Genomic DNA, 12,126 nt, shown 5'->3' on the forward strand with positions numbered 1-12,126 from the left:
GGATGCAGGCGATACGCGCTCGCCGGATTTGGAAAACGACCTCGTCGAAAGTGACCGAGGCTAGTCGATTTCGGAATTCTTACGTGATTTCAAAGGTCTGAAAATCTAGGCCGCATTCACCTTCAGCCGCCGATATTCCGTCGGCGTCACCCCAGTCACGGCCTTGAAGGCGCGGTTGAACGGACCCAGCGACTGGAAGCCGGCGTCCATCGCGATGGTGATGACGGGAACCTCGGCCTGGGTGGCATCGGCGAGCGCAGCCTTGGCCTCCTCGATCCGGTGATTGTTCAGGAACACATTGAAGTTGCGATAACCGAGCCGCTGGTTGATCAGCCGGCGCAGCCGGTATTCCGGAATTTTCAGCCGGCCCGCCAGCACGCCGATGGTGATATTCTCCTGACGATAGATCCGCTCGCCCGCCATCAGTCGCATCAGGGCGTCGATGAGTTTTTGATCGGCGGATTCATCGGCCGCAGGCTGACTGAAAACAACCGGCGGGGCGGGCGCCACCGCGGCCGGAAACAGATCCGCCCCATCGATGCGCATCATGGCATAGACGATCGCCGCGACGGTGCAGGCGAGCGCGCCGGCATTGACGGTTTCGGCGACATCGCCGACGTGGTGGCCGACGACGGCGATCTGGAGCACCGCGTTCAGCCCGCCATAGAGCGCGGTTGCACAGACGACGAAGACACGAGCGCTGCGGCGGCGCTCGACCAGGTCAGCCGGCCAGGAGGCGATCATCTGCCCGACCGCAAGGGCGATGAAGCCGAGCACGATCAGATTGACCACCGTCACCGAGAAGCGCACATGGCCGCTGGGCGCAATCCAGACGCAGCCTGCGAAGCTGAAGGCCGTCACCAGCGCCCAGACCCATCCGTGCCACCAGCGGAGGTGAAACTCGTCGTCGAACAGGGAGCGCGTGAACAGCCAGAACACTACGATGGTGCCAGTCGACAACGCGATCAGCGGTGCATGCCAGAGCGGGACCCGCGACGTGACATCCACCGAATAGCTCACCGCATGCGCGGCCGAGCTGAGCGCGAAGGCGGCACCGAGGCGGGCTGCCAGCACGTTGCGAAAGTCGTGTAGCAGCGACGCCACCAGCATCAGTAGCAGAGCGACGCTGGCGGCGCGAAAGGCGAGGTCGATGGCGGCAAGGCTCATCAGGTGATGCGATCGGTCGCAGTTGAAGTCGGACGAACATCGTTCGTTGCGTCCGTTTTTTCAAGGACCATCCGCGTTCACAACCGTCATCGCCCGGCTTCACGGATCGTAGGGTGAGCAAAGCGAAGCGTGCCCACCACTTCTTCTCGATCGGAGAAAGCCGGTGGGCACGGCGCTTTGCTCCTTTGCCCACCCTACGGCCTGTCATCGCCGACCGCGGAGTACGGCGCTATCACACCTGTGGCGTCGGGCCCGCCTTTGTCGCGACGGCGATGCGGAATTCTGCTACCGTCGCGACCAAGAAAGCCAAAAGGAGCCTACTCATGAGCTGGCAACCCTCCAACGATCCCGTGCTCGGCGATCCCATGTCCTGCGATGCGCTCGACCTCGTCATCGTGCCGCGCACCCGCGACCTCGGCGACGGCTTCGAGGTGCGGCGCGCGCTGCCGCATGGCAAGCGGCAGATGGTCGGGCCCTTTATCTTCTTCGACCATTTCGGCCCGGTGCAGTTCGTCTCCGGCAAGGGCATGGACGTGCGGCCGCATCCGCATATCGGGCTTGCCACCGTCACCTATCTCTTCGACGGCTCGATCATGCATCGCGACAGCGAGGGCAACGTCCAGGAGATCGCGCCCGGCGCGATGAACCTGATGACGGCCGGCCGCGGCATCGCCCATTCCGAGCGCACGCCGGATGCGCAGCGCGCCGCGGGCCAGAAGATGCTGGGCCTGCAAAGCTGGATCGCGCTGCCGGCCGGATCGGAGGAGATCGCGCCGTCGTTCCAGCACTATGGCGCCGGCGATTTGCCGATGATCTCCGAGCGCGACTTCACCGCACGGGTGATCGCGGGCTCGTCATTCGGCATCGCCTCGCCGGTGTCGATGGTGTCACCCTGGTTCTACACCGAGGTCACGGCCGTTGCGGGCGCCAGCGTGCCGCTCGATCCCGATCACGAGGAGCGCGCGATCTATGTCGTCGACGGCGAGGTCGAGATCGCGAACGAGCGCTATGAGGGGCCGCGGCTGCTGATCTTCCGGCCCGGCGACCGCATCACCGTGAAGGCGCTCAAGGCCACGCGGATGATGTTTCTCGGCGGCGATGCGCTGGAGGGGCCCCGCCACATCTGGTGGAATTTCGTCTCCTCCAGCAAGGAGCGGATCGAGCAGGCCAAGCAGGACTGGAAAACCGGCCGTTTCGCAGCAGTTCCGCAGGAACATGAGTTCATTCCGCTGCCGGAATAGGCTAATCCAGTTGCCGGCCGCGCTGTCCAGTGCGGCCGGATGTCCCGCCTGAAAGCCAAGTCTGCGAAAGCTTTGCGATGACCACCATGCTCTCCAGCGACCTGCCCCTGACCAAGATCGGACGCGGCAAGGTGCGCGATATCTACGCCGTCGACGACGAGCGCCTGCTGCTCGTCACCACCGACCGCATCAGCGCCTTCGACGTGGTGATGGGCGAGACCATCCCGATGAAGGGCGCGGTGCTGACGCAAATCAGCGCGTTCTGGTTCGGCAAGCTGGAAGGCGTGGTGCCGCATCACATGATCAGCGCCGATACCGACGAGATCATCGCGGCCGTGCCGGCGCTGAAACCGCACCGCGCCGAGATCCTTGGCCGCGCCATGCTGTGCAAGCGCACCACCGTATTCCCGATCGAGTGCGTGATCCGCGGCTATATCTCGGGCTCGGCCTGGAAGGAGTACGCCGCCAGCGGCACGCTCGCGGGCGAGAAGCTGAAGGCCGGCCTCGTCGAGAGCGAGAAGCTCGAGCCTTCGATCTTCAGCCCGGCGACCAAGGCCGAGACCGGCCATGACGAGAATATCACGATTGCGAAGATGCGCGAGGTCGTCGGCGACGAGGTCGCCTACACGCTGGAAAGCATGACGCGTGCGATCTACACGCTCGGCGAGGAGCTGGCGCGCGAGCAGGGCATCATCATCGCCGACACCAAGTTCGAGTTCGGCCAGGACAAGGACGGCCGCATCATCCTGATCGACGAGGTGATGACGCCGGATTCCTCGCGCTTCTGGGCGGTCGATGCCTACAAGCCCGGCCAGCCGCAGGCGAGCTTCGACAAGCAGCCCTTGCGCGACTATCTCGACGTCGAGCGCCGTGCCGGCCGCTGGAACGGCGACGCCCCGCCACCGCCGCTGCCGGCAAGCGTGGTGGACGCGACCAGCAAGCGGTATCTCGAAGCGTATCGTCGCGTGACGGGGACGGAGCTGAAGATCTAGGCGCGGTTGCTGCCGCACGCCCTGCCTCCTACGGCGGCCGTCATTCACACTTCGCTGTCGTCCCGGACAAGCGTAGCGCAGATCCGGAACCGTCCGACGAGCAGAGAAACTCGGATTTGAGTGGAGCTCGTCATTAGGGCGGCGCTTTGGCTCCATCTGGGCTGCGATCTCGACTCCATTGATCCAGATCAAACCGGGAGCCAACGATAAAAGGAAGCTGATCACCTCGGCTTGATACAACAACGAGGGAGGTTGCCATGAGGCTGGTCGGCATCAGGCGAACGCTACTTTTTGCAGCCGTTCTGGGCTGCGGAATTTTTGGCTCGACCCAATGGTCAAACGACGCCGGCACCGTGTTCGGCGTTTCAAGCGCCGAAGCCAGGGTCGGTCGGCCGGCAACTCCCGCGAGCGTTGCCGGCGTCGCACGTCGAACCACGCGACGCGCGGTCGTAGGGGGAGCGGCTGTGGGTGCGGCAGCTGCCGGCGCAGCATGCGTCCGCGTCTATGTGAACGGCGCCTACGTCTGCCGCTGATGCATTCGCGCCGGCGATTCCAATCGCCGGCGCGGGCCCCTCGATTGCCGGTCAGACCCCCGCCATCATCACGTATTTGATCTCGACATATTCTTCCATGCCGTGACGCGAGCCTTCACGGCCGAGGCCGCTTTCCTTGACGCCGCCGAACGGCGCGACTTCGGTGGTGATGAGGCCGGTGTTGACGCCGACCATGCCGGACTCCAGCGCTTCGGCCACGCGCCAGACGCGGCCGAGATCGCGGGAGTAGAAATACGACGCCAAGCCGAACGGCGAGGCGTTGCACATCGCGATCACATCGGCTTCGTCCTTGAAGCGGATCACCGGCGCGAGCGGCCCGAAGGTTTCTTCCTGCGACACCAGCGAGTCCGGCTTGACGTCGGCCAGCACGGTCGGCTCGAAGAACGAGCGCCCGAGCTCGCTGCGCTTGCCACCGGTGACGACCTTGGCGCCGCGCTTCACCGCATCCGCGATGTGCCGTTCGACCTTGTCGACGGCCTTAAGGTTGATCAGCGGCCCCTGCGTGACGCCGCTCTCGGTGCCGTCGCCGATCTTCATCGCGGCGACCTTCTTCGACAGCTTCTGCACGAACTCGTCGTAGATCTTGTCCTGGGCGTAGAGCCGGTTGGCACAGACGCAGGTCTGGCCCATGTTGCGATATTTCGAGACGATGGCGCCTTCGACCGCGGCGTCGATATCGGCGTCGTCGAACACGACGAAGGGCGCGTTGCCGCCGAGCTCAAGACCAAGTCGCTTCACGCCGACGGAGGCCTGCTGGTAGAGGATCTTGCCGACCGCCGTCGAGCCGGTAAAGCCGACGAAGCGCACGGCCGGATGCTCGCACAGCACCTTGCCGATCGGCGGCGCATCACCGGTGATGATGTTGAGCACGCCCTTGGGGATGCCGGCCTTCTCTGCGAGCACGGCCAGCGCCAGCGCCGACAGCGGCGTTTCATTGGCGGGCTTGAGCACCACGGTACAGCCGGCGGCGAGCGCCGGGGACACCTTGCGGGTAATCATGGAGTTCGGGAAATTCCACGGCGTGATCGCGCCGCAGACACCGATCGGCTGCTTGATCGCCAGCAGCCGCGCATCGGGCCGCTGCGTCGGAATGGTCTCGCCGTAGACGCGGCGAGCTTCCTCCGCGAAGAACTCGATATAGGCCGCACCGATATCGACCTCGCCGAGCGCCTCCGAAAGCGGCTTGCCCTGCTCGGAGGTCAGGATCAGCGCGAGATCCTCGCGGTTGGCGATGATCAGCTCGAACCATTTGCGCAGGATGTTGGAGCGCTGCTTGGCGGTGTGCTTGGCCCAGGCCGGAAACGCACGCTGAGCGGCCTCGACCGCCTTGGTCGTCTCGTCCGCACCGAGCTGCGGCACTTTTGCAAGCTCGACGCCGGTCGCGGGATTGTTGACGGCAAAGACCGGCGTTCCGACCCAGGCGCCGTCGATGTAGCAGGCCTCCTTCAGGAGCGAGGGGTCTTTCAACCGGTCGCGCAGGGTGGCGGTGGCTTGCGTGGCGCGTGCGGCAGCGGGCGGGGTCATGGCGTTACTCCTCGAACGATCATTTCGGGACGATCGGATCGGCCGGAATATAGGGACAAGCAGCGCGCAATGCACCGTCCCACAACGCACATCTGATGGGAGCTAAACCGGCAGCGGCCTTAGGCCGCGCCGCTCATATAGGTCTCGCGGCGGCCGATCATACGTTCGGCCGCGGCCTTGGCGTCGGCCTTCGACGAGGTTGCGCAGGTACGGTATTCGAGATCGGGAACGTCGGACGGGTTGCGGCGGCCGAACCAGTTCTTGGAGCCCACCCGCAGCAGCGCCAGCGCCTGCGCCAAATTGTCGACCGCACCGAAGGAATAGAGCGCGCCGGTCCCGGCGATGCGCACCTCATAGATCCCTGGCGAAATCGGCGCCTCCAGGTTCTCGCCCCGTCCGGGACGGGGATAGCGCTTCCATTCGCTCCAGGTCGAAATCATCTGAGGTCCCCCTCGCGGCCGCTTGGCGACCGCCCAATTTGCATCAAGTCTTAACGTCGGCCGCCGATCGGCCGAGTGCTGAACGCCGCAACGCACAAAATGTTTCAAGTGCTTCAAACACAGGAATCATATCGCCAGCGCCCATTCACGGTCACGGCGAGATGCGGCCATCCACCGCAGATTGTGACGGAGTGTTGCCGTTCGGCCCGCCTGTCGTCCTGTGTGTGGCACGGACCGTCAAGTCACGACATCGCGACCGCCGCAGGCATCTGGACGCGCTTGCCGCGCGGAGCCTGCGGGAGGACAATCGATCACTGCCAACAATAATCAAACTCGAGGAAACGCCATGCAAAGCAAAGCTGAGATCGACGAGATTCTGCGTCAGAAGAGCGACGCCCAGGAGATTCCCGGGGTCGTCGCCATCGCCGCCAGCGGTAACGACGTGCTGTATCAGGGCGCGTTCGGCAAGCGCGACCTGTCCAAGCCCGACGCGATGACAGCGGACAGCGTGTTCTGGATCGCCTCGATGACGAAGGCGGTGACGTCGGCGGGCGCGATGCAGCTGGTCGAGCAGGGCAAGCTGTCGCTGGATGCGCCGATCGGTGAAGTGTTGCCCGATCTCGCCGCGCCGCAAGTGCTCGAAGGTTTTGATGCCAATGGCGAACCAAAACTGCGACCGGCGAAGGGCGCGATCACGCTGCGCCATCTCATGACCCACACTGCCGGGTTTGCCTACAACGTTTGGAACGGCGATTGCGCGCAATATCTGGAGAAGACCGGAACGCCGAACATCTTCTCCTGCCAGAACGTTGCGCTGAAGACGCCGATCATGTCCGATCCCGGCACGCGCTGGGAATATGGCATCAACATCGACTTCGTCGGCAAGGCGGTGGAAGCCGTGAGCGGCAAGCGTCTCGATGCTTACTTGCGCGATCACATGTTCACACCGCTCGGCATGAACGACACCGCCTTCAAGATCACCGACGACATGCGCCAGCGCCTGGTCGCCACGCACGCACGCGGCGAGGATGGATCGCTGGCGCCGATTCCGTTCGAGATCGAACAGAATCCGGAATTCCACATGGGCGGCGGCGGCCTCTACAGCACGGCCGGCGATTACATCAAGTTCACCCGGATGATCCTCAACAAGGGCCGCGGCAACGGCAACCAGGTGCTGAAGCCCGAGACGGTCGCGCTGATGGGCCAGAACCACATCGGCGATCTCACGATTGGCAAGATGACGACAGTGGCGCCCATGTACACCAACGACGTCGATCTCTTCCCCGACATCGTGAAGAAGTGGGGGCTCTCCTTCCTGATCAACACCGCCAAGACGCCAGAAGGCCGCAGCGCCGGCAGCCTCGCCTGGGCCGGTCTTGCCAACACCTATTTCTGGATCGACCCGGCACGCGATGTTTCCGGCGTCATCCTGATGCAGGTGTTGCCGTTCGTCGACGCCAAGTGCCTGGAGGCGTTCGCGGGCTTCGAGCGTGGCATCTATGCCGGGCTCGATGCGGGGAGCGGGCAGAAGGCGGCCTAGCCACTTAGTATGAGGTGCGCGGCGTCGCGCGCCTTCGCCGCAATCGATAACCTCGTGCCCAAGGCCATCGGCTTCAGGCACGAGGCATCAACTTCGAGGAGACGAACTTGGCGAGCGATCTGGCGGACAAAGCGGACAGCTACGTTTGCGGCATCTCGGACACGCCGCTGCTCGGCGACACCATTGGCCGCAGCCTCGACCACGCGGTGCGGCGCTGGGGCGATCGCGAGGCGTTGGTCTCGCCCAGCCACGGTGTCAGATGGACCTGGAAAGAATTCGCCGAGCAGGTCGATGCGCTCGCCGCCGGCCTTCTCGCGCTCGGGCTCGAACGCGGGGAGCGGATCGGCATCTGGTCGCTGAACCGGCCGGAATGGACGCTGACCCAGTTCGCCGCCGCCAAAGCCGGCCTGATCCTGGTGACGATCAATCCGGCCTACCGGCTCAGCGAGCTGGAATTCGCGCTGAAGAAGGTCGGCTGCGCGGCAATCGTCACCGCAACCGCGTTCAAGACCAGCAATTACATGGAGATGCTCAACACGCTGCTACCGGAGCTGGCGGGCACGAGGCCCGGACAGCTGCAGGCGGCGCGATTGCCGGCCTTGCGGATGGTGATCCAGATCGGCGGCCCGGCGGCTTCAGGCACCATCCCTTTCGAGGACGTTGCGCGCATGGGCAGAGCAGAGCATCGCGAGCAACTTGCCGCGCTCGGTGCTGCGCTTCAGTTCGACGACCCCGTCAACATCCAGTTCACCAGCGGCACCACGGGATCGCCGAAGGGCGTGACGCTGACCCACCACAACATCCTCAACAACGGCTATTTCACGGGACGCGCGATGCGCCTGACCGAACATGACCGCATCTGCATTCCGGTGCCGCTCTATCATTGCTTCGGCATGGTCATGGGCAACCTTGCCTCGGTCACGCTCGGCACCACCATGGTCTACCCGGGCGAGGGTTTTGATCCGCTCGCGACGCTGCGTGCGGTCGAGCAGGAGAAATGCACCGCGCTATATGGCGTGCCGACCATGTTCATCGCGGAGCTCGATCATTCCGAGTTCAAGAATTTCAATTTGAAATCACTGCGCACCGGCATCATGGCGGGCGCGCCCTGCCCGATCGAGGTGATGAAGCGCGTCAACACCGAGATGAACATGCGCGAGGTCACCATCGCCTATGGCATGACCGAGACCAGCCCAGTGAGCTTCCAGAGCGCGACCGACGATCCGCTCGAGCGCCGCGTCTCCACCGTCGGCCGCATTCACTCGCATGTCGAGGTGAAGGTCGTCGATCTCGAAGGCAGGATCGTCAAGCGGGGCGAACGCGGCGAGCTCTGCACCCGCGGCTACAGCGTCATGCTGGGCTATTGGGAGGAGAAGGAAAAGACGTCCGACGTGCTCGACGCCAATGGCTGGATGCACACCGGCGACCTCGCCACCATCGACGCCGCCGGTTATTGCAACATCGTCGGCCGCATCAAGGATCTGGTGATCCGCGGCGGCGAGAACCTCTACCCGCGCGAGATCGAGGAGTTTCTGTACCGTCACCCCAAGATCCAGGACGTGCAGATCTTCGGCGTCGCCGACACCCGCTACGGCGAGGAGCTCTGCGCCTGGATCCGCGTCAGGCCGGGCGAAACGCTGACGGCCGAGGAGGTCCGTGCCTTCTGCGACGGCCAGATCGCCCACAACAAGATCCCGCGCTACGTGGAATTCGTCGACGAGTTTCCGATGACCGTGACGGGCAAGATCCAGAAATTCGTAATGCGGGATGCGGTGGAGCAACGGCTGGGATTGAAGGCGGCGAAGACGGCGTGAGAGACTGAGTACCCTTTCCGCAGGACGGTTGTCATTCCCCGCGAAAGCGGGGAATCCAGTACACTGCGGCTTCTCGATTCAATCACAAACGCCTCTGGAATACTGGATCGCCCGGTCTAAACATCGACCCGGGCGATGACAGCGAGGCTGGTGCGCGACTTTTCTAAACCGTCAGCCCGCGCTGCTGGGCCAGCTCCTTTAGCGACACAAGCGGACGCGCGCCGATGTGCTGGATCACTTCGGCGGCCGCGAGCGCACCGAGCTCGCCGCACTGCTTGTGCGCGAGGTTACGCGAAAGGCCGTAGAGGAAGCCCGCCGCAAAGAGATCGCCGGCGCCGGTGGTGTCCACCAGTTTCGTGACCGGTGAGGCCGGAGCTGCGACAGCGTCGGTCGGTGTCACCACCACGCAGCCCTTCTCGCTGCGGGTGACCACGCCGAGATTGACGTCGTTGCGCAGCTGCTTCAGCGCTGTGTCGAAATCCGAGGTCATGTAGAGCGAATGCAGCTCGGACTCGTTGGCGAAGACGATGTCGACCGTGCCGTTGCGCATGAGCGAGAGAAACTCGTCGCGATAGCGGTCGACGCAGAAGGAATCCGACAGCGTCAACGCCACCTTGCGCTTGGCATCATGGGCGATCTTGGCCGCCTTGACGAAGGCGTCCTTGGCATTCTTGGGATCCCAGAGATAGCCTTCGAGATAGACGATGCCGGCGGCGGCGATCTCGGCCGGGTCGATGTCGGCGGGCGAAAGATCCTGCGCGGCACCGAGATAGGTGTTCATGGTGCGCTCGCCATCATCCGTGACCAGGATGTAGGAGCAGCCGGTGGCGGGGCCGTCCTGCGCGGCGGGCGTGTTGAAGGCGACGCCGGCTGAGCGGATATCGTGGACGTAGAGCTTGCCGATCTGGTCGTCCTTGACCTTGCCGACATAGGCCGCACGTGCCCCTAAGCTGCCGATGCCGACAATGGTGTTGGCGGCCGAGCCGCCCGAGACTTCCGTGGCCGGCCCCATGTCCTTGTAGATGGCGGCCGCCCGTGCCTCGTCAATCAGGGACATGCTGCCCTTGGTCATGCCGTGCTTGGCCAAAAAGGCCTCGTCGGTCCTGACCAGCACGTCGAACAACGCGTTGCCGATGCCGAGAACGTCATATTTCACGTCAGCCATTCACCTTGATCCTGTTTGGCGGATTGCGATCCCTACGAAAATCCGCTTCCTGTCGGCCTGAAATCTGGCTCGCGGCCTATCACGACCGGGCCTGCGCGGGCAAGCAACGGTATGATAAAGAGCCGATGATCCGCTCCTTCCTGACCGTCTCGACGGGAACACTGGCCTCGCGGCTGCTGGGGTTTGCCCGCGATTCCCTGATCGCGGCGCTGCTCGGCACCGGCGCCGTGGCGGACGCATTCCTGGCCGCCTTCCAGCTGGTCAATGTGGTGCGCAGGCTGCTCAGCGAGGGCGCGCTGAACGCGGCGCTGGTCCCGGCCTGGCTGCGCATCCGTGACCGCGATGGCGCGGACGCTGCGGCAGCGTTCGCCGGACGCGTGCTCGGCACGGTCAGCGCGGCGCTGATCATGATCTCAATCGGCATTGCCCTGCTGATGCCGCTGATCATGACGGTCATCGCGCCCGGTTTTCTCGGTGCCGGCACGCTCGATCTCGCCGTCCTGAGCGCGCGGCTGATGCTGCCTTATCTCGCCTTCGCCGGGCCCGTCACCGTGCTGATGGGGCTGCTGAATGCGCAAGGGCGCTTTGCGCTCACGGCATTCTCGCCGCTGCTGTTCAACATCGCGCTGATCGCTGCGACCGCTTTGCTGCTTGTCTGGCACGCTGACGCCGGCTTCGCCGCGTGGCTGCTGGCGGCCACGGTCGGCATCGCCGGCCTGCTGCAACTCCTGATGCTGCTGTCGCAGCAAAGTGCGCGCCTCGCCACGCCTCTGCGCGTCAGTTTCGACAAGGAGATGCGCAGCTTCTTCGCCAAGGCGATCCCCGGCATGATCGCAAGCTCGGGACCGCAATGGCTGATGGTGGCCGGCGCGATCATCGCATCCGCGACGCCGTCCGCGGTGTCCTGGCTCTATTTCGCAAATCGCCTGATCGAGCTGCCGCTCGGCATCGTCGGCGTCGCCATGGGCACCGTGCTGGTGCCGGAGCTGACGCGCGCGGTGAGTGACGGCGACCGTGATGCGGTGGCGCATGCGCAATCGCGCGCGCTCGAGCTTGCGACCGGGCTGGCGCTCCCCGCCACGCTCGGCCTGATCGTGCTGGCCGAGCCGATCGTGCGGCTGTTGTTCGAGCATGGCGCCTTCGGTGCCGGTGACAGCGCGGCGACCGCGCATGCCTTGATGTGGCTGGCGCTTGGCCTGCCCGCGCACGTGCTGATCAAGGCGCTGTCGCCGGCCTTCTATGCCCGCAACGACACGATGACGCCGCTGCTGGCGACGGCCAAAGGCTTTGTAGTGTCGGTCGTGCTCGCCGTGCTGCTCGGCCATCTCTTTGGCGCAAGCGGGATCGCGGCGAGCATCGCGGCCGGCGCCTGGAGCAGTGCGCTCTCGCTGCTTCGGAAAGGCACCAGCGAATTCGGCTTCTCGGTCGATTCTGCCGCGCGAAAACGGCTGCCGCGGATCGTGCTTGCCGCAGCCGCGATGGGCGCCCTGCTCTGGCTGACCACCGGCCTCGTGCCCGCCGAGGCGCACGGCTTCATCAAATTCATCGTGCTGGGCGTGCAGATCGCGGCCGGGATCGCCGTTTACGGCTTGCTGCTGCAAATCCTCGGTGCCGCTTCCTGGCGCGAGGCGGTAGCCGCCTTGAAGCGACCCGCCTAGCCCGGCCCGGTGCGCGAGATCATCGAATTGC

Annotated in this window: 10 protein-coding genes; 6 read left to right on the plus strand and 4 right to left on the minus strand. The window is 64.6% G+C overall.

The features are described 5' to 3' along the window. Positions 1-105 precede the first annotated feature (105 nt). Positions 106-1,167 (minus strand): helix-turn-helix domain-containing protein, encoded by a 1,062-nt coding sequence (locus tag XH81_RS20135; RefSeq protein WP_028139533.1) that lies wholly within the window; start codon positions 1,165-1,167, stop codon positions 106-108. Between the two features lie 323 nt (positions 1,168-1,490). On the opposite strand from XH81_RS20135, the gene XH81_RS20140 reads away from it, so the two are divergent. From XH81_RS20140 to XH81_RS20150, 3 genes are all read left to right on the plus strand, one after another. Then, positions 1,491-2,408, plus strand: coding sequence for a pirin family protein (locus tag XH81_RS20140; protein ID WP_028139532.1), 918 nt, complete (start codon positions 1,491-1,493; stop codon positions 2,406-2,408). 77 nt (positions 2,409-2,485) lie between these two features. Next, positions 2,486-3,400: a phosphoribosylaminoimidazolesuccinocarboxamide synthase gene (locus tag XH81_RS20145; protein ID WP_028139531.1), complete on the plus strand. Its 915-nt coding sequence runs from the start codon at positions 2,486-2,488 to the stop codon at positions 3,398-3,400. Between the two features lie 257 nt (positions 3,401-3,657). Beyond that, entirely contained in the window at positions 3,658-3,933 is a 276-nt protein-coding gene (locus XH81_RS20150) for a hypothetical protein (RefSeq protein WP_080670069.1), read from the plus strand. Between the two features lie 51 nt (positions 3,934-3,984). Here XH81_RS20150 and XH81_RS20155 read toward each other — a convergent pair whose 3' ends face one another. Both XH81_RS20155 and XH81_RS20160 read right to left on the minus strand, forming a co-directional pair. Further along, positions 3,985-5,478, minus strand: a complete 1,494-nt coding sequence (locus tag XH81_RS20155) for an NAD-dependent succinate-semialdehyde dehydrogenase (protein ID WP_028139530.1) — start codon at positions 5,476-5,478, stop codon at positions 3,985-3,987. A 119-nt stretch (positions 5,479-5,597) separates the two neighbouring features. Next, positions 5,598-5,918 (minus strand): hypothetical protein, encoded by a 321-nt coding sequence (locus XH81_RS20160; protein WP_028139529.1) that lies wholly within the window; start codon positions 5,916-5,918, stop codon positions 5,598-5,600. 346 nt (positions 5,919-6,264) lie between these two features. On the opposite strand from XH81_RS20160, the gene XH81_RS20165 reads away from it, so the two are divergent. Together XH81_RS20165 and XH81_RS20170 are read left to right on the plus strand one after the other, a co-directional pair. Further along, positions 6,265-7,458: a serine hydrolase domain-containing protein gene (locus XH81_RS20165; protein ID WP_028139528.1), complete on the plus strand. Its 1,194-nt coding sequence runs from the start codon at positions 6,265-6,267 to the stop codon at positions 7,456-7,458. A gap of 119 nt (positions 7,459-7,577) precedes the next feature. Next, positions 7,578-9,272 carry an AMP-binding protein gene (locus tag XH81_RS20170; RefSeq protein ID WP_028139527.1) on the plus strand — a complete coding sequence of 565 codons (1,695 nt, stop codon included), beginning with the start codon at positions 7,578-7,580 and terminating at the stop codon, positions 9,270-9,272. 163 nt (positions 9,273-9,435) lie between these two features. Here XH81_RS20170 and XH81_RS20175 read toward each other — a convergent pair whose 3' ends face one another. Further along, positions 9,436-10,437, minus strand: a complete 1,002-nt coding sequence (locus XH81_RS20175) for an adenosine kinase (protein WP_028139526.1) — start codon at positions 10,435-10,437, stop codon at positions 9,436-9,438. Positions 10,438-10,562: 125 nt separating this feature from the next. Between XH81_RS20175 and murJ the strand changes: the two genes are divergently transcribed. After that, positions 10,563-12,095 carry a murein biosynthesis integral membrane protein MurJ gene (murJ, locus tag XH81_RS20180; protein WP_028139525.1) on the plus strand — a complete coding sequence of 511 codons (1,533 nt, stop codon included), beginning with the start codon at positions 10,563-10,565 and terminating at the stop codon, positions 12,093-12,095. Positions 12,096-12,126: the final 31 nt, after the last annotated feature.

Origin of the sequence: Bradyrhizobium sp. CCBAU 25360 (assembly GCF_028128695.1) — a bacterium.
In the GTDB taxonomy this organism is placed as follows: Bacteria; Pseudomonadota; Alphaproteobacteria; order Rhizobiales; family Xanthobacteraceae; genus Bradyrhizobium; species Bradyrhizobium ottawaense.

Coding starts and splice junctions, on each gene's coding strand:
- XH81_RS20135 (WP_028139533.1), bottom strand. CDS start 1,167: ATGAGCCTTGCCGCCATCGACCTCGCCTTTCGCGCCGCCAGCGTCGCT.
- XH81_RS20140 (WP_028139532.1), top strand. CDS start 1,491: ATGAGCTGGCAACCCTCCAACGATCCCGTGCTCGGCGATCCCATGTCC.
- XH81_RS20145 (WP_028139531.1), top strand. CDS start 2,486: ATGACCACCATGCTCTCCAGCGACCTGCCCCTGACCAAGATCGGACGC.
- XH81_RS20150 (WP_080670069.1), top strand. CDS start 3,658: ATGAGGCTGGTCGGCATCAGGCGAACGCTACTTTTTGCAGCCGTTCTG.
- XH81_RS20155 (WP_028139530.1), bottom strand. CDS start 5,478: ATGACCCCGCCCGCTGCCGCACGCGCCACGCAAGCCACCGCCACCCTG.
- XH81_RS20160 (WP_028139529.1), bottom strand. CDS start 5,918: ATGATTTCGACCTGGAGCGAATGGAAGCGCTATCCCCGTCCCGGACGG.
- XH81_RS20165 (WP_028139528.1), top strand. CDS start 6,265: ATGCAAAGCAAAGCTGAGATCGACGAGATTCTGCGTCAGAAGAGCGAC.
- XH81_RS20175 (WP_028139526.1), bottom strand. CDS start 10,437: ATGGCTGACGTGAAATATGACGTTCTCGGCATCGGCAACGCGTTGTTC.
- murJ (WP_028139525.1), top strand. CDS start 10,563: ATGATCCGCTCCTTCCTGACCGTCTCGACGGGAACACTGGCCTCGCGG.